Annotated in this window: 16 protein-coding genes and 1 riboswitch; of the genes, 4 read left to right on the top strand and 12 right to left on the bottom strand. The window is 44.0% G+C overall.

What is annotated here, in order from left to right:
- The first annotated feature begins 122 nt into the window (after window positions 1-122).
- On the top strand, window positions 123-1,310 hold the full coding sequence (locus AC4EHK_RS01870) for a CDP-glycerol glycerophosphotransferase family protein (protein WP_490977098.1): 1,188 nt from the start codon (window positions 123-125) through the stop codon (window positions 1,308-1,310).
- A 393-nt stretch (window positions 1,311-1,703) separates the two neighbouring features.
- Here AC4EHK_RS01870 and AC4EHK_RS01865 read toward each other — a convergent pair whose 3' ends face one another.
- Window positions 1,704-2,459 (bottom strand): exodeoxyribonuclease III, encoded by a 756-nt coding sequence (locus AC4EHK_RS01865; protein WP_490977097.1) that lies wholly within the window; start codon window positions 2,457-2,459, stop codon window positions 1,704-1,706.
- Window positions 2,460-2,763: 304 nt separating this feature from the next.
- Between AC4EHK_RS01865 and AC4EHK_RS01860 the strand changes: the two genes are divergently transcribed.
- Complete coding sequence (locus AC4EHK_RS01860; RefSeq protein WP_490977096.1) at window positions 2,764-4,041, top strand: MFS transporter; 1,278 nt, start codon at window positions 2,764-2,766, stop codon at window positions 4,039-4,041.
- Window positions 4,042-4,151: 110 nt separating this feature from the next.
- On the opposite strand, the gene AC4EHK_RS01855 is transcribed toward AC4EHK_RS01860, so the two are convergent.
- From AC4EHK_RS01855 to rlmN, 8 genes are all read right to left on the bottom strand, one after another.
- On the bottom strand, window positions 4,152-4,952 hold the full coding sequence (locus AC4EHK_RS01855) for a YkuS family protein (RefSeq protein ID WP_490977095.1): 801 nt from the start codon (window positions 4,950-4,952) through the stop codon (window positions 4,152-4,154).
- Window positions 4,953-5,046: 94 nt separating this feature from the next.
- The gene (gene thiW / locus AC4EHK_RS01850) at window positions 5,047-5,529 is read right to left on the bottom strand and encodes an energy coupling factor transporter S component ThiW (RefSeq protein ID WP_490977094.1); all 483 of its coding nucleotides are present in this window, start codon (window positions 5,527-5,529) and stop codon (window positions 5,047-5,049) included.
- Window positions 5,526-6,143, bottom strand: a complete 618-nt coding sequence (thiE, locus tag AC4EHK_RS01845; protein ID WP_490977912.1) for a thiamine phosphate synthase — start codon at window positions 6,141-6,143, stop codon at window positions 5,526-5,528. The genes thiW and thiE overlap by 4 nt, the downstream gene beginning before the upstream one ends.
- A 19-nt stretch (window positions 6,144-6,162) precedes the next feature.
- Complete coding sequence (gene thiD, locus AC4EHK_RS01840) at window positions 6,163-7,008, bottom strand: bifunctional hydroxymethylpyrimidine kinase/phosphomethylpyrimidine kinase (RefSeq protein WP_490977093.1); 846 nt, start codon at window positions 7,006-7,008, stop codon at window positions 6,163-6,165.
- Window positions 7,005-7,790 (bottom strand): hydroxyethylthiazole kinase, encoded by a 786-nt coding sequence (thiM, locus tag AC4EHK_RS01835; protein WP_490977092.1) that lies wholly within the window; start codon window positions 7,788-7,790, stop codon window positions 7,005-7,007. The genes thiD and thiM overlap by 4 nt, the downstream gene beginning before the upstream one ends.
- A 1-nt stretch (window position 7,791) precedes the next feature.
- A complete protein-coding gene (gene tenA / locus AC4EHK_RS01830) occupies window positions 7,792-8,475 on the bottom strand; it encodes a thiaminase II (RefSeq protein WP_490977091.1) in 684 nt (227 codons plus the stop codon).
- Window positions 8,476-8,560: 85 nt separating this feature from the next.
- A riboswitch (TPP riboswitch) is annotated at window positions 8,561-8,664 on the bottom strand.
- Window positions 8,665-8,685: 21 nt separating this feature from the next.
- The gene (locus tag AC4EHK_RS01825) at window positions 8,686-9,810 is read right to left on the bottom strand and encodes an ABC transporter ATP-binding protein (protein ID WP_490977090.1); all 1,125 of its coding nucleotides are present in this window, start codon (window positions 9,808-9,810) and stop codon (window positions 8,686-8,688) included.
- Between the two features lie 137 nt (window positions 9,811-9,947).
- Window positions 9,948-11,021, bottom strand: coding sequence for a dual-specificity RNA methyltransferase RlmN (gene rlmN, locus AC4EHK_RS01820; protein WP_142826765.1), 1,074 nt, complete (start codon window positions 11,019-11,021; stop codon window positions 9,948-9,950).
- Between the two features lie 156 nt (window positions 11,022-11,177).
- Here rlmN and AC4EHK_RS01815 point away from each other — a divergent pair, with 156 nt between their 5' ends.
- Window positions 11,178-11,648, top strand: a complete 471-nt coding sequence (locus AC4EHK_RS01815; RefSeq protein WP_490977089.1) for a VOC family protein — start codon at window positions 11,178-11,180, stop codon at window positions 11,646-11,648.
- 314 nt (window positions 11,649-11,962) lie between these two features.
- Here the strand turns inward: AC4EHK_RS01815 and scpC (AC4EHK_RS01810) are convergent, their stop codons facing one another.
- From scpC (AC4EHK_RS01810) to scpC (AC4EHK_RS01800), 3 genes are all read right to left on the bottom strand, one after another.
- Entirely contained in the window at window positions 11,963-13,477 is a 1,515-nt protein-coding gene (scpC, locus tag AC4EHK_RS01810; protein ID WP_490977088.1) for a succinyl-CoA:acetate CoA-transferase ScpC, read from the bottom strand.
- A 346-nt stretch (window positions 13,478-13,823) separates the two neighbouring features.
- Complete coding sequence (locus tag AC4EHK_RS01805; protein ID WP_490977087.1) at window positions 13,824-14,468, bottom strand: LytTR family DNA-binding domain-containing protein; 645 nt, start codon at window positions 14,466-14,468, stop codon at window positions 13,824-13,826.
- 74 nt (window positions 14,469-14,542) lie between these two features.
- Entirely contained in the window at window positions 14,543-16,069 is a 1,527-nt protein-coding gene (gene scpC / locus AC4EHK_RS01800) for a succinyl-CoA:acetate CoA-transferase ScpC (protein WP_490977086.1), read from the bottom strand.
- 353 nt (window positions 16,070-16,422) lie between these two features.
- Here scpC (AC4EHK_RS01800) and AC4EHK_RS01795 point away from each other — a divergent pair, with 353 nt between their 5' ends.
- Window positions 16,423-17,622, top strand: coding sequence for an MFS transporter (locus tag AC4EHK_RS01795; protein WP_490977085.1), 1,200 nt, complete (start codon window positions 16,423-16,425; stop codon window positions 17,620-17,622).
- The last annotated feature ends 45 nt before the right edge of the window (window positions 17,623-17,667 follow it).

Raw genomic sequence — 17,667 nt, 5'->3', positions numbered from 1 at the left:
ATTCAAAATCATAAATCCGACTCAAAGTGAATGAAAAATTAGTTTATTAGCTGAAGATAGACAAAGGCAACGATATATGAAAAACTAAAGGAATGACAACTAGTAGAAAGCAGGGCTTTTAGATGAGTGTAGAATTAAAAGAAAAAGGGAGATGGGATCCTTTGAAGGTATTTTCAAAAGTCTCAGCCGCGTATCTCCTCGCCTTTTTCACGAAGAAAAGGAATGGAAAAAAAATCGCTTTAGTCGGGGGGAACCTCGGAGAAAAGTATGAAGATAATGCTGCGGTTTATCATAAATACTTAGTAAACAATCATCACGAACAAGTAACGGCCTATTGGATGTACGATCCAAAAACCACCTATGCTCAAGATCAAAGGATTGAAAATGCAGTTCCACTTGGAAGCTTTAAGAATTACTTGCTGTTTTTTCAAGCTGATTATACGTTCCACGGACACTCTCTTCTATACGATATTGTTCCCTCGGCCGACAAGTTTCTTTTCCTCAACCGGAAAACCCTCATTACCCATGTTAGCCACGGAATCGAAGGTTTCAAAAAAATCTTAATTCAAAAAGAAGACATACCTTTACTGAAGAGAACCGATTATTTCAACTGTGCTTCGCAATATGAATACAACTTGAAGCTCAACGAATGGAAAATCCCTGAACAAAAATTGATTATAACCGGTTTCCCCAGATTTGACCGGTATCCGCCTAATCACCCTTCTACAGAAGTCAAAAATATTTTGATGATGATGACGTGGCGCGAGTGGCTTTTTGATCTGACAAAAGAAGAATTTACCGATAGCGCTTATTTTAGAAGCACTGTTGGTATATTAAAGCACGAAGGCATTCAAAAACTGCTTACGGATCACAACCTTCACCTAAACATTGCATTGCACCCTTTTATGAAAAAGTTCGAAAAATACTTTGATGGCTTAACTGACAATGAGCATGGCATTAAATTTCTTGATTTCGATCAGGAAACTATTGAATATTCAATTGACCACAATGACATGCTCCTGACTGATATTACGAGCGTGTCATGGGATTTTCTTTACCTGAATAAACCCATCATTTTCTATATGTTTGACAAGCAAGAATACCTCGACAAAAGAGGAGCCTACTTAAACCTCGATACAGATTTTTATGGGTATAACGCTGGTTCAATTGACCACGTCTATAAGTACTTGAAAAAAATTATTGAAGAAAAAATCTCTTACAACGAATGGTACCCAAAGGCAAAGGATTATATTGATTACTTTGACCAGGATAACTGCAAGCGTCTGACAAAGCGTGTCATGAACTTCTAATAGTTTCACGTGAAACTATTACTAAACAATCAAAGAAAACCACACTCAAAAATTTGAGTGTGGTTTTCAGCTTGTTGAAAAAGGGCATTACTCATTCATTTGGCTTCAGTCAGATGCGTTCCACGGGTACTGCTTCTGCCGTCTTGCTCCGCCACTGTTCTCGTTGGAGTGGCCACCTTCCACTGCAGTCAAAAAAGAGAGCCTTTATTAAGTGGAGTGTCTGTTCATAAACCCTTCTGCTCCCACAGCGTTTCACGCTGCGTCGCAAAGACATGACCGAGGAGGTTTGGACGCGAGCCCGCGGAAAGCGAACGGTAAGCTTCGGAAATCCACGGCTTGTTGCAATTTTCTCGACAGCCTGAAAAGCACACTCAAACATTTGAGTGTGCTTTTTTATAGCGCGATTTGCAATTCAACTGGGCAATGATCTGATCCCCATATGTCCGCATGGATTTTTGCGCTTTTCAACTGTGGCAGCAATTTTTGTGAAGCGATGAAATAATCAATTCGCCATCCCACATTTTTTTCACGGCAATTGGAACGATACGACCACCACGAATAAAAACCTGTTTCCATCGGATGGAAGTGGCGAAATGTATCCACAAAACCGTTCGCTAAAAACTGTGTCATCTTGCCTCGCTCTTCAGGAGTAAAGCCTGAGTTTTTTTTATTGGCTTTTGGATTTTTCAAATCGATTTCTTCATGGGCCACATTCAAATCACCGCATAAAATAACTGGCTTCTGGCGCTCCAAATTTTTCACAAATGACAATATGGCTTCTTCCCAGAGCAGACGGTAATCCAAACGAAGCAAACCATGCTGAGAATTTGGTGTATAGACGGTGACGACATAATGATCATCAAACTCTAATGCAATCATGCGCCCTTCTGTATTGTGTTCTTCCGAACCCAAATCATATTGAATGGATAAAGGTTCTTTTTTGGTGAAGATTGCTGTTCCAGAATAGCCTTTTTTATGGGCATAATTCCAATATGCATAATAGCCCGGAAGGTCCATTTCTATCTGTCCTTCCTGCAATTTTATTTCCTGCAGGCAGAAAATATCTGCATCTGCTTCAGTAAAAAAATCCATAAAACCTTTTTTCATCACAGCTCGCAAGCCATTGACGTTCCATGAAATTAACTTCAAAACTAATCCCTACTTTCTCTTACTTTCAAGTTTAAACGATGAGTAAGCCGCACTCAACCAATGCGATAAATATGGCAACAAGCTCATAGATCCCAGCGCTGATCGTTATATTAATCCTTATAACTGCTTTTGCCTTAATTAAAATATGTAAAATTTCTGTATTTTTTTAAACAATAAGCATCATTTTCAGGATTCTTCTTGTACAATAAAATCAGCATATACAGAGAAAATTCAATCATCTAGAAAGTCCATTAAGTGCCGGTTGATTAACTGCTGCTTCAAGCGGGACACAGGGGGTAGAGCTATGAAAAAGTTTACAAAAGAAGAAAAAAGCTGGGCTTTGTACGATTGGGGAAATTCTGCTTATTCGATTATCATCACAACCGCAGTTTTCCCTATTTATTATAAAGCATCGGCAACGGAAGCTGGCGTCAGTTTATCGGATTCAACAGCCTATTTAGGGTATACAATTGCTATTTTCACATTTATTTTGGCTATGATCGGACCTATCTTAGGAACCATTGCAGATTACGAAGGAATGAAGAAAAAGTTTTTTACGGCCTTCTTCCTTCTCGGTACTATTTCTACAGCTCTATTAGCTTTTGTACCAAGCGATGATTGGTTGCTGATGCTAATTTGTTATGTTTTTGCAGCACTTGGCGCAACTGGTGCCAATTTATTTTATGATGCCTTTATTGTAGATGTCACGACGGAAAAACGGATGAACAGTGTCTCCGCTTTTGGTTATGGACTCGGCTATATCGGTTCAACCATTCCATTTATTATTTCTATTGCGATTATCTTGCTCGCTCAAAATGGCGTACTGCCAATTTCTGTTACTACTGCGAGCCGAATTGCCTTTTTGATTACAGCAGTTTGGTGGGCTTGCTTTTCACTGCCGATGTTTCGCCATGTCAAGCAAATTTACTACATTGATCGAGAACCCAATCCCGTTTACCAAAGCTTTAAGCGCCTTGGGAAAACCATCAGGGAAATCCGTCAATATCGTTCCTTGTTCTTGTTCCTGATTGCCTACTTCTTTTATATTGATGGTGTAGGCACAATTATTTCCTTATCGACTGCGTACGGTACTGATTTGGGATTGAGTGCAACCAATCTGTTGATCGTGCTGTTTGTTACCCAAGTAGTCGCCGCTCCATTTGCTCTCCTTTACGGCCGCTTGGCTAATCGGTTTACTGGCAAGAAGATGCTCTACGTTGGAATTTGTGTGTACATTGTCGTTTGTATTTATGCCTTCTTTTTGGAAACGATTACGGATTTTTGGATTTTGGCTATGCTTGTGGCAACCAGTCAAGGCGGAATCCAAGCACTCAGCCGTTCGTATTTCGGCAAACTTGTTCCTAAAGAAAATTCCAATGAATTTTTTGGCTTTTACAACATTTTCGGCAAGTTCGCCGCCATCACGGGGCCTCTGCTTGTGGCCATCACTTCACAAGTAACCGGTAACTCAAGCATGGGTGTATTCAGCCTTGTCATATTATTTGTCATTGGTCTAGCGGTCCTATCCCGTGTACCCGAACCGACACCTCATGACCCTATAGACAAAGTCGCCTCGGAATAAAGAAAAGCGGAAAAGCCCGTGTAGCTCTGACTGGCATACTGCAGTGAAGTTTGCTTCCAATACAAAAAGGTGTCTGCCAAATACACGGCAGACACCTTTTTTATACTATATTACTTTTTGTTTTTATCTTCAGCTTTAACCGTTACGCTGCCAGTGCTGTCTTTTTCGACAGATGCGTCACCCAATTCAACAACTTCGATGCCGCCTTTTTCTTTTTCAGCTTCTTTATCGGCTTTTTTGATTTCTTTCTCAATTGCTTTTTCAGCTTTTTCATGTTCTTTTTCAGCTTTTTCTTGCTCTTTTACTTCTTTTTCGATCACTTTTTCTTGTTTCTTGATTTCTTTTTCTTCTTGCTTTTCTACACGTTTCGCTTTTAACTCATCAGCTTTATCTTTGGCTTTATCTGTAATGCCGCTAGTTTTGTCCTTCAGCTGATTAGCTTTTTCTTTTACTTGATCCATTGCTCCACCAGAGCTGTCATCGTCATGCTCTTTGACACTGGCAGCTTTTTCTTTGACGATTTCTTGAAGCTCTTTGCCGCTCTTTGGTGCAAACAAAAGCCCGGCTGCTGCACCGATTACTGCACCAGTCGCTGCACCGGCCAAGAATCCGCCGCCTCCACCGCTGTGATGGTCTTTGCGTTCAGCTTCTGTAGGCTGTGGCGCTTGAATTTTACCGCCACGTACAAGACGTTCTTCTACTTCTTCTACGATTTCATATAATGTACGGCCTTTAGCTTCAACAAGTGAAACGCTCATGTGGTAATCAGCCAAATCTGCCTGATCGCGCACGACGATGACGTCATAATCCGTAGAATCTGATTTTTCTTCCAGCATATCTGCTTGATACCCTTTTTTCTCTAAAGCTTCGCGTACTGACGTAAATGGATGTTCAACTGCAATTTTTACCATATTCTGTCCACTCCCTTTTTAAAAGTCTATATTGCACTGTTTCCCCGCAATTAAGAATTTATAAACACCTTCCAGAAAATCCCGTAATTTTTTGTTATGCTTTTAAGGTTTCCACTCTTGCGAGACGGGCTGCCACGACCGTTCCTAATATGGCCCCAGCCAGACTGGAGATGAAAAATGGAGGGACAAAAAATAGCGCTCCAAACTCTGTCCCAAGAAAAAGCCGCGCATAAGGAACGGCCACTAATGAGGCAATGATCCCAGTTCCTAAAACTTCTCCTATAGCAGCAAACCAGACTTTGCCGAATCTAGCGTACAGGATTCCCGCAAGTAAAGCCCCAATCATTCCCCCAGGAAAAGCTAAAAGAGAGCCGGTTCCTGTAAGCACTCTAACGACTCCTGTCAAAAAAGCGATCATCACAGCCGGACCCGGTCCAAAAAAAACTGCTGCCAGTACGTTGATCGCATGCTGAAGAGGATAGGCACGGGCAACACCCGCAGGAAAATAAACAAAAGCAGAGCCTGCTACTCCAATGGCAACGAACATTGCCATAATAACTAGTTTTTTCGTGTTCATTTCCCGTCACCTACTTTACTTTGGGGCTGCAGCGCGGCAATCTGCTGTGCAATATCCTGTGCTTCTGAGATTGCAGAAATAACGGCAACTCCCGCAACGCCTGCCTCCCATACTTGTGTCACATTTTCAGGCTTGATGCCCCCGATGCCCACAATTGGCAATAACGGAAACGCTGTTGCAACCGCCTGAATTTCTTTAACGCCAGCTGGCCTTTTTGCATCCGCTTTTGAAGTAGTACCGAAAATCGGACCCATTCCAATATAGTCTGCGCCGGCTTCTGCAGCTAATTGAGCTTCTTTTATCGAGTGGACAGAGACACCTAAAATCTTTTCTTTCCCAATCTTTTGTCGGACCTGCCCAGCTTCTGCATCATCCTGTCCAATGTGAACACCATCAGCATCGATTTGCAATGCCAGATCGACAAGGTCATTTACGATAAACGGGACACCATAGCCGCGGCATAATTGCTGGCAGCTCGAAGCAAATTCAAGCAAATCGGTACCTGTTAAAGCGCCTTCCCCTTTTTCACGCAGCTGAAAGTAGCTAATGCCCCCTTCCAATGCCTCCTCCAATACTTTAAGAGGATTTCGTATTCCCGAATTCTTTGATCCCATTATAAAATAAATTGCTGCTTTATCGGAAAACTTCAATGCTTTCCACTCCTTCGTGGCTTGCTATCGCTGCTTTATATGCAGCGTGATTAGTTGGTCCGTGGCCAGCTCCAATATTTAGCGGCACCCTAAGCGCTGCTTGGATAAATTGTTTTGCAATGAAAATTGCTTCCGGCAGTTCTTGGCCTTTAGCGAGTTCCGCGGTCAAAGCTGCGGCAAATGTACAGCCAGTACCATGCGTCTGCACCGTTGCAATGCGGGTAGAACGATACAGCACCGATTCCCCATTGGCATGCAGGAAATAATCTTCTGCGTACTTTGGATCCCTACCGTGTCCACCTTTAATAACAACTGCCTCTGCACCCATGGACAAAATCTGCTGTGCTGCCAGGTGCCTGCTGGCAGGGTCTGTAATGGAGATCCCTGTCAGTGCCTGCGCCTCTGGAATGTTTGGGGTAACCAGAAACGCCAACGGCAATAGATGAACTTTAAGTGCTTCCACCGCCTCCTGCTGCAATAAACTGGCACCTCCCTTGGCAATCATGACCGGATCTACAACTAGCTTATGCCAACTAAACTGCCGGATGGCAGCAGCCGTTTCTTTTATAATTCCAGGATCAAACAACATGCCTGTTTTTAACGCCGCAATTTCAAAATCGCTGCCCACTGCTTTTAGCTGTTCGCGCACCGCTTCCTTGGACATCGGATAAATAGCAGCGACACCTGTTGTATTTTGTGCGGTCACTGCCGTGATGACAGAAGTTCCATAAACACCCAGCTCTTGAAAGGTTTTCAGATCAGCCTGGATCCCCGCACCCCCACCTGAATCAGATCCAGCAATCGTCAAAGTTTGCGGAATCTTAGTCATAGCCTTCCCTCCTGCAAATAGATTTGTTCTTTTACTTTATCGTCGGTCAAGGTGGCCAGCTGATTGATAAAAGCCAGCTGAAAATCACCTGGAAGTGCCGCAAGTTTAGCAGCCCGTTCACCGGCAATTGCATAAAACTGCAGCATGCGGCTAACTGTTTTCAAAGGATCTTCAGATTCAACGGCCATTCCTGCAGCAACCACACTGCTCAATAAGCAACCCGTTCCTGTGATGGAAGCCATGATCGGGTCGCCGAAAGGGATTTCTTCTGTTGATTTTCCATCAGTAACAACATCCGTCTTTCCTGTAACTGCGACCAGCAAGCCCAGTTTTTTTGCAGTCGAGATGGCCAGTTCTCTGACGTCTAGAAGCCCCTCTCCGGCATCTACTCCTTTGGACTGCCACTGTTCACCTGCTATAGCTGCAAGCTCTCCTGCATTGCAGCGAAGGACGCTGACGTCAACTGCATCCAAAATTTTGCGGACAGTCTCTTTCCGAAAGAGGCTCGCTCCTGCCCCCACTGGATCCAGCACTACTGGAATTCCAAGCCGATTAGCAGTCGCCCCAGCAATCAACATGCTTTTCAGCGACTCTGCATGCAGCGTTCCGATGTTCAATGACAAGGCTTGCGACAAAGCAGCGAGCTCTGCGGCTTCTTCCGGTGCCTCTCCCATGATCGGCGAAGCACCAATGGCCAGTAAGCCGTTCGCTTGAAAATTGGATACCACATGATTGGTGATACAGTGGATAATCGGGGTTTTTCTTTTGATCTGATGAATCATTTTATACACCTGCCTTTTCACTAGCATCTATAGACCAGCATTCTTTTCGCCATGCCTGGTCCCAAAAGTTCCACTCGTAATAACTGCTCTTGTGGAAATGGCTTTTCAACTCTTTTCGGCGTTCTTCCGGCAGTCCTTCCGCCAATTGATCCATGCGGGCAATCTGTTCATTGACAAGCGCCCCAAATTCCTCGGAGCCATATGTTTCAATCCACCGGTCATAAATCGGATGATCTGGCTTGGCGTTCTTCAGGCGTTCCCCAATCTCGTAGTAAAGCCAATAGCAGGGCAAAATAGCGGCCAGCACATCGGCCAAGTCACCAGCCGACGCACGGTACATATGCGATACGTAAGCATAAGCAGACGGCGAAGGCTCAAAGGCAGTCCAGTCTGCTTCTGTGACTTCAAGCAGCTCCATGAATGATTCGTGGAGCGCCATTTCGGCACTGCACGTATGCGCAGAATGAACGGCAAAACGCTGGGTGGTTTCTAAATCTGTTGCTTTGGATGCTCCCAGGGCCTGCACTTTGGCAAAATGCGATAAATAATAAGCGTCCTGCATTACATAAAAACGAAAAACATCGATCGGCAATGTCCCATCTTCAATTCCTTTGACGAATGGATGATCAAAGCTTGCCTGCCACAGACTGTTGCATTCTTTTCTCGCTTCTTTACAAAATGTCATATTCCCATCTCCCTTTCTTTTTGGACAAAATAAAAACGCCGCTTCCCAGTAAAGGGAAGCGGCGTATGCAGTCGATAAAGGAAATAGCAGACGGTCGCCACTTCCCTCCGCTGGTATGATCCAGATCAGGTTCAAAGGGTCCGAGTTTATGCTCGTCTCAGCCGATATCCGGCTCCCCTAGTGGTGTTTTTATTTAAGTTTTCGAAATTACTATATCATAGTTTCTGATAATTCTATAGCTTTTATGCGATTTCCCGTTTCTTCATCAAAGAAATGGGCATGGGCCATATCAAATGCAAGCGTAGCGGTATCTCCGGGCTCAATGGTGGTCGCAGCTTCAACACGTGCAATAAATTCCTGCTCCGCGTATACCGCGTGCAGAATGGTTTCAGCCCCTGTCAATTCAGCAACCGTAATAACCGCTTCAAACTCACTTGCCGGAATACCTGACAAATCTTCATTGTTGACGTGAATATGCTCTGGACGGATTCCCAACGTCACCGACTTGCCTTCGTAGCCTTCACTCTTCAGCGTGGCCATTATCGGTGCCGGGATATCCAGTACTTTGTCGCCCATTATATAAGTACCTTGATCGATTTTTCCCTCAAAGAAGTTCATGGCAGGAGAGCCGATAAAACCACCCACAAAGCGGGTTTCCGGAAAATCATAGACTTCTTTTGGCGAACCGACCTGCTGAATCAACCCGTCTTTCATGATGACGATACGGGTAGCCATCGTCATGGCTTCTGTTTGGTCATGCGTTACATAAATAGTGGTTGTTTTCAGCCGCCTATGCAGTTTAACAATTTCAGCCCGCATCTGCACGCGTAACTTGGCATCTAAATTAGACAGCGGCTCATCCATCAAGAAGACTTTCGCATCGCGAACGATGGCGCGGCCGAGAGCTACGCGCTGTCTCTGTCCGCCTGACAAGGCTTTCGGTTTTCTGTCCAAGTAATCTTCTAACCCGAGAATGGCTGCTGCATCATCGACAAGCCGTTTAATCTCAGATTTTTTTACCTTGCGCAGTTTCAAGCCAAAAGCGATATTTTCAGACACGGTCATATGAGGATACAAGGCATAGTTCTGAAAAACCATCGCGATATCCCGGTCTTTCGGCTCGACCTCGTTCATCAGTTTGTCATCTATATATAATTCACCTTCTGATATTTCCTCTAATCCTGCAATCATCCGAAGCGTGGTAGATTTTCCGCATCCTGAAGGACCGACAAAAACAATGAATTCCTCATCTTGAATATGAAGATTAAAATCCGATACGGCAAGAGTACCTTTATCATATCGTTTTCCCAGTTTTTCAATCCTGATCTCTGCCATTCCGCATTCTCCTTTTATCTCTTTGTTGTTTTAATTATAGACAATTATCTGTAAATTACAAACGGCCGAAAAAGACCTAAAGGATGAAAAACAAAAAGAGCGTTCCTGAAATTCCAGGAACGCTCTTCTCGGTTCTATTAAACGGTTGCTACTTTTTTCTCTTTTTTGATTTGCTTGCTTCGCAATTGTCCGCAAGCTGCATCGATGTCGGCGCCTTGCTCGTGGCGTACTCCACAGTTGATGCCTTTTTTCTTCAAAGCGTCGTAGAAAGCCGTAATGGCTTCTGGAGTGCTTTGCTGATACTGATCGTGCTCATCAACCGAGTTGTACGGGATCAAGTTGACATATGATAGATGACGCTTGTCTTCCAGCAATTTCGCCAATTGATTGGCTTCTTCAACGTGGTCGTTGACATCGCGCAATAAAATGTATTCAAATGTGATGCGGCGGTTGGATTTTTCCAAATAGTAATCAATGGAAGCCATCAGTTTCTCGATTGGATACGCTTTGTTGATTTTCATGATGCGTGTACGCAATTCGTTGGTTGGGGCATGAATCGAAATAGCTAAATTCACTTGCAACCCTTCGTCCGCATAGTCATAAATTTTCGGTACGATGCCGCTTGTCGAAACCGTGATGTGGCGAGCTCCAATAGCTAAGCCTTTTTGCGAGTTGACGATGTTCAGGAAGCCCATCAAGTTCGTGTAGTTATCAAACGGTTCGCCAATACCCATTACCACGATATGGCTGACGCGCTCTTCTTTTTGCTGAGTATCAAAATGTGCTTGTACTTGCATGATTTGCTCAACAATTTCGCCCGCGTTTAAATCACGGCTCTTTTTCAAAAGTCCGCTGGCGCAAAAACTGCAGCCGATGTTACAGCCGACTTGTGTCGTGACACAAACTGAATTCCCGTATTTGAAACGCATCAATACTGTTTCAATCAAGTTGCCATCCTGCATTTGGAAAAGGAACTTGATTGTTCCGTCCGCTGATTCCTGTTTGACGGTTTCTTTCAATGTCCGGATGGCAAAGTTGTCTTCGAGCAACTGGATGCAATCCTTCGAAAGATTGTTCATTTCTGCAAATTCCGTGACACGTTTAATATACAACCAGTCCCATACCTGCTCGGCACGGTACTTTTTCTGGCCGTTCTCTAAAAACCATTCTTTTAACTGATCTATCGTTAACCCATAGATGGAATTTTTCATTTTAGTACCCTCATTTCAAATTTCACAATTGCTTATTATAATACTAAAAATAACGCTTGACAACAACTATTTTTGTTTAGACAGAAAAGTCTAACTTTACTTTTTGCTTAATTTATTATTCTTGCGGGTAGAGAGAAGTAGAAAGGAGTGGTTGTTATGAGCGCTATCACCCATGTGGGGCTCGCCGTCCCGGACTTGGACAAAGCCATTGAATGGTATAAAAAAGTCCTCGGCTTCTACGTCTTAGCAGGTCCATTCAATTTTGATGCGGCGGATGATAATCCAGAAGCGATGACTTTAAATCTTCAAGGCGATGCACTGAAAAAAATGCGCAATGTTCATTTGATGTCTTCGAGTGGTGTCGGCATTGAACTTTTTGAATTTCAGGATCCTACATATCACGCTGAACACTATGCACCACATGCTGGATTCATGCATATCTGCCTGATTGTCGATGACTTGATCGATACAATCGAAAAGGCGGTTCAGCATGGCGGCAAACAGCGAAGCAAGATATGGAACATTAATAAAGGAAAGCCTCATTATCTAGTTTATACCGAGGATCCTTTCGGCCATATCATTGAACTGTACACACGCAGCACCTCTGAGGTTTATGGAAATCGGTAATTGAAAAACCAGGCAGCCTGAAAAAGGCAGCCTGGTTTTTGACTTATATAGTATTTTCACTTTTCTTGATTGTCCAGACTCCAGCGCCCAGCTCTTTGGGTCATAAGACCACCCAGCTGTGCGGCAAAGAGCGCCGCTCCGCCGGGCTGTCTTATGCCCGGCAGAGCTTACACGGGCGCTTCCGCTTTTCTTATTGTCCAGACTCCAGCGCCCAGCTCTTTGGGTCATAAGACCACCCAGCTGTGCGGCAAAGAGCGCCGCTCCGCCAGGCTGTCTTATGCCCGGCAGAGCTACACGGGCGCTTGCGCTTTTCTTTAGACCAGTTGTTCTTTTTTCTGGAGCATTGTGCCGTTTTTAGCCAAGTCTGCATGCCATGAGAAAGCTTTTTCCAACACATGCGGTGTTTGGCCGCCGCGTGTTAAAGCTTCATCGTAGTATTCACGAAGTTGCGCGCGGTACGTTGGGTGAACACAGTTTGCCAGGATGACTTCTACGCGCTCACGCGGTGCCAGTCCACGAAGGTCTGCGTAGCCCTGCTCGGTTACGACTACATCTACGTCGTGTTCAGTGTGGTCAACATGGGAAACAAACGGGACTACACTCGAAATATTGCCGCCTTTAGCAATCGATTTCGTAACGAAAATTGCCAGACGGGCATTTCGTGCAAAATCACCGGAACCGCCGATGCCGTTCATCATTTTTGTGCCGGATACATGCGTCGAGTTTACATTGCCGTACATATCGAATTCCAAAGCCGTATTGATTGAAATCAAGCCGAGTCGACGAATGATTTCAGGGTGATTGGAAATTTCCTGTGGGCGCATAATGATTTTGTTGCGGTAGTTTTCAAATTCACCGAAAACCTGCTTCATTTTTGGTTCGGATAAAGTGATTGAGCAGCAAGATGCAAAATTCACTTTTCCGGCATCAATCAAATCAAAGACAGAGTCTTGCAGCACTTCCGAGTACACTTCTAAATCTTTAAATTCTGAATCGACCATGCCGTGCAATACTGCATTCGCGACAGATCCAATGCCTGATTGCAACGGAGCCAATTTCTCGGTCAACCGCCCAGCACGAATTTCTGAACGTAAAAATTCAAGCAGGTGATCTGCCATGATTTTTGTTTCTTCATCCGGCGGTACGATATTCGAAGGTGAATCCAATTGTTCAGTAAATACAATCCCTCTGACTTTTTCCATGTCAATTGGAATTCCGATGGTGCCGATGCGCTGATCAACTGCCGTTAATGGAATCGGTGAACGTTCACCTTGTTTACCCATGTCATAGATGTCATGCAGGCCTTCAAATAGTTCAGGCTGAGACAGATTGATTTCAACAATGATGTTTTTAGCATGTTTGGCAAAAATAGCTGAGTTTCCGACAGAAGTTGTTGGAATGATCATGCCATCTTCTGTGATAGACAAAGCTTCTACAATCGCAAAATCAATTTCTTCAGTGACGCCCGTACGAATCCATTCTGCCGTATGCGATAAATGGTGATCCACAAACAGCATTTCGCCAGAGTTGATTTTATTTCGCATAGCCGGTTCAGCCTGAAATGGCAAACGTTTGTTGACGATTCCGGCTTCTGCAAATAACCGGTCGATATCTGACCCTAAAGAAGCGCCTGTAAACACATTTACTTTAAAACTTTCATTTTCCGCACGTTGCACCAATGCGAAAGGGACCGCTTTCACATCTCCGGCACGTGTAAATCCGCTAAGCCCAAGTGTCATGCCGTCCTCTATCCATGAAGCTGCTTCTTCTGGTGTCGTTACACGATTCTGCAACTGTTTCGCTTTAATGCGTTCAAGTTTCTTTTCCATCTTTATCACTCTCTTCCGAAGTTAGTTTGACAGTTCACCTTTATTAATAAAGCGTTTTCATGAATGGTTGCTCAATAGAAAATCACATTCTGCTTAAAAAGGGTGAGACTACTCATCATCTATCATCTTTTAATTATTAGATAATTTTAACTTATTCTATTTCGGAATTGAGGTTTACAGAGCGGAAAAGCGTTTACATCCGCGAAGCAGAGAAAAGACTGTCTCAAGCAGCATTTTTTTGAAAAAAACACAAAAAAGCGCATCTTTCAGCGCTTGTTGCGACTTATCGCCGCTTTATTAATGCGTCTTATGCCCGGCAGAGCTACACGGCCGCTTTCGCTTTTCTTTAGAACCCTAAAAGTTTTCTAAAATAGCTTGAATAGGATTGGCTGACAGGGATTCGTTCTCCATTGTTCATGGCCAGTACGAATGTTGAGTGTGTATCGGGGTAGATTTCTTCTATATGATTGACGTTGACAATAAATGAGCGGTGGCACCGGATAAACGATTCGCGCGGCAACAGAAATTCAAATTCCTGAAGAGAGTTTTTATTTGTTCCTGAGTAGCCTCCTGCGTGAACATGGGTTTTGCGGTCTTTTACTTCCAAGTACTTCACTTCAGCAAAAGGAATCGGCTTCCAGCCATCCGGACTTTTCACGGTGACCACCGACTTCCCTTCCGTGAATGCGGGGTAGATTGCCATAACACATCCTTGCAATTCACCCTCATGGTCAAATGGCACCGCCATGCCATGATAAGGAACGCCAAAAAGTTCCCGATTGATAAATTCCGATGTTTTCTGATTTGCTGTTAACGCTTTGTGGGCAATGGTTCCGGGCTTTACCGGATCCCCTGCCTTAATTTTTAAATCCACTCGCTTGCTTGGGCGGTAATAAATATACTCTTTCGTGTTTGTCACAGCAATCGAAATTTCATCGGAGAACAGTTCCCCCATGACATTTAGCAGTGAACCCAATGTAAAACTTTCCATGATAACCCTCCTGCTTCAACTCAATGTTTCAATTATACATGAAAAGCTTTTCTTTCATTAGAAAAACCAGCCCTTTAAGCAGGACTGGTTTGAGTACTTTCTTCTTTTAGCTGCATCGTGCCGTTATTCGCCAAGTTAGTATGCCAGGAAAAAGCTTTTTCGAGCACATGCGGTGTTTGGCCGCCGCGCAGCAAAGCTTCATCATAATAGCGTCGCATTTGGTCGCGGTACATCGGATGCATACAGTTTTCAATAATTAACTCGACGCGCTCACGTGGAGCAAGTCCACGCAAATCTGCATACCCCTGTTCGGTCACAACGATATCGACATCATGTTCGGTATGGTCCACATGCGAAGCAAATGGCACGATACTGGAGATGATCCCATCTTTGGCAATCGATTTGGTAACGAAGATCGACAACCGTGCATTTCGGGCAAAATCTCCAGAACCGCCGATTCCATTCATCATTTTAGTGCCGGACACATGGGTGGAATTCACATTGCCGTAAATATCAAATTCCAATGCCGTGTTAATGGAAATCAGGCCGAGCCGGCGAACCAAGCCAGGGTGGTTGGTGATTTCCTGTGGGCGCAAGATGATTTTGTCGCGGTATTCTTGAAAGTTGCCGAATACTTTTTTCATTCTTTCTTTCGACAAGGTAATGGAAGATGCAGAAGCGAACTTCACTTTCCCGGCATCAATCAAATCGAAAACGGCATCCTGGAGCACTTCTGAATATACTTCCAAATCATGAAATTCCGAATCGACGAGCCCGTGTAAAACTGCGTTCGCTACTGAACCAATTCCCGATTGCAGCGGAGCAAGCTGATTGGTCAACCGCCCAGATGCTACTTCCGAACGCAAGAAACTCAATAAATGATCAGCTATCACTTCAGTTTCAGCATCCGGCTGCTGGATTGTCGAAGGGGAATCCTCCTGCGAGGTAAAGACGATTCCTCTGACTTTCTCTGGATCGACCGGTATTCCGATGGTCCCGATGCGGTCATTGACACGTGTCAACGGGATTGGTGACCGCTGTCCTTGCTTTCCAGGTTCATAAATATCGTGTACTCCTCTAAACAACTGGGGCTGCGCAAGATTAATTTCGATTATAACGTTTTTGGCGTGCGTGACGAAAACTGAAGAATTTCCGACTGAAGTCGTTGGGATGATCATCCCGTCTTCAGTGATCTCCAAAGCCTCGATCACAGCAAAATCAATCGGTTCAGTGACGCCTGCCCGAACCCATTCTGCCGTCTGAGACAAGTGATGGTCAACAAATAGCATATCGCCACTATTAATTTTTTTGCGCATAGCCGGTTCTGCCTGGAATGGCAAACGCTTGTGGACGATTCCGGCTTCAGCCATCAATTTATCCACATCTGAGCCTAAAGAAGCGCCTGTAAATACATTCACTTTAAACTGTTCTGTTTCCGCACGGCGAACCAATGCATATGGAATTGCTTTAGCATCTCCCGCACGTGTAAATCCGCTTAATCCAAGTGTCATTCCGTCTTTGATCCAAGACGCCGCTTCGTCAGCGGAGACGACCCGGTTCTGTAATTCAATGGCTTTAATACGATGAAGTTTATTTTCCACCTTTATCACCTTTCGGAGGCTCTAGTTTGTTAGCCTGTACATTTATTATATCTTATTCCGCTTTGCTCCAAAATTGACGCGACTCTGGAATAGCCGCTTTTATCCTCTTCCTTTCACATCCCTGCAACAATCTAAGACAGTTATTCACTAGTCCAAACCATTTTTCTTGCAATCAAAAAGGTTTTTCATTTACCCCAATTTTTGTTGCTGGGTTCATGCACCTAATTAACAACCAAAAGTTGGAAAATATATCAAGTCTGTTCCGTTGACAAGAGGTTTTTGCTCAAATAATATAGAAAAGCTGAAGAAAATAAATTCGGATACATATTATAGAAGAAAAGAGGATTTACCTTATGTCTGCTGACCAAAAAAAGAAAATTTCCATTCTGATGATCAATATGTTCATCGCCATCGCCAGCTTCGGAATTGTTATTCCGATTCTGCCTTCTTATCTGGAATCCATCAATCAAGGCGGTATGGCAGCAGGCTTAATGATTGCCATTTTCGCTGCTGCCCAATTCATTTTCTCGCCAGTTGCCGGCAAATGGGCCGATCAACACGGCCGCCGAAAAATGATTATTTACGGATTGCTTGGGTTGACCATTTCCATGTTCGTTTTCTATGCTTCTGACTCAATTTGGATCTTGTATTTATCGCGCGTCATTGGCGGAGTTGGAGCTGCTATGTTGATTCCTGCGATTTTCGCCTATATTGCAGATATCACAACGTTTGACCAACGTGCAAAAGGTACCAGCCTGGTGTCAGCCGCTATGTCTCTCGGAATCGTTGTCGGACCCGGAATCGGTGGATTTTTAGCTGATTATGGATTAAAGTTGCCCTTCCTCGTGTCAGCACTTGTTTCTTTAGGTGCCGTTCTCTTTTCAATCATCTGGTTGAAAGAACACGATGCAACAGAAGCTAATCCTGAATTGGCTGCCAAATTAACGGATGAAGAATCGATGCTTGTCAAAATTGGTCGTTCTACTAAGATGCCATATTTCATTCCATTGATTATTACACTCGTCATGAGTTTTGGTTTGCTGGCTTATGAATCTGTAGTAGGCCTGTATTTAGACAATCAGTTTGACTCAACGGCAAAAGACATTGCCTTTATGATTACCGCAACAGGAGTCGTCAGTGTGATTGTCCAATTGTTTATCGTTGACCGGATTGTTCGCCGCTACGGAGAAGTGACTATTCTAATTGCTTTCTTGGGTGTTGCAGCATTCGGCTTCCTGATGTCTTTGTTTGCCGGAAGCTATGCGATGTTCTTTGCCGTATCCTTGGTCATTTTCTTGGCCACTTCTATTTTGCGCCCTGTCCTCAATACCTTGATTTCGAAAATGGCTGACGGTGAAGTCGGCTTTGCCATGGGCATGAACAACGCCTATATGAGCATCGGAAATGTGATTGGTCCCTTGCTTGCAGGTGTTCTCTACGATATCAATATTGTGTATCCATTTATTTTGGGCCTCATTATGTTGATGGTAACCATGTTTATTACAGTTGCTTGGCAGCGTTCACGTGCCGCAAAAGCTTCTGCAACTATTTGATTCAATAGGCAAGTAAGTGGCGGGTTCTCTTAGGAGAACCTGTTT

Source organism: Planococcus sp. TJ-307 (genome assembly GCF_058268435.1).
Note: the sequence above shows the minus strand (reverse complement) of the source record. Positions and strands in the feature narration are given on the sequence as shown.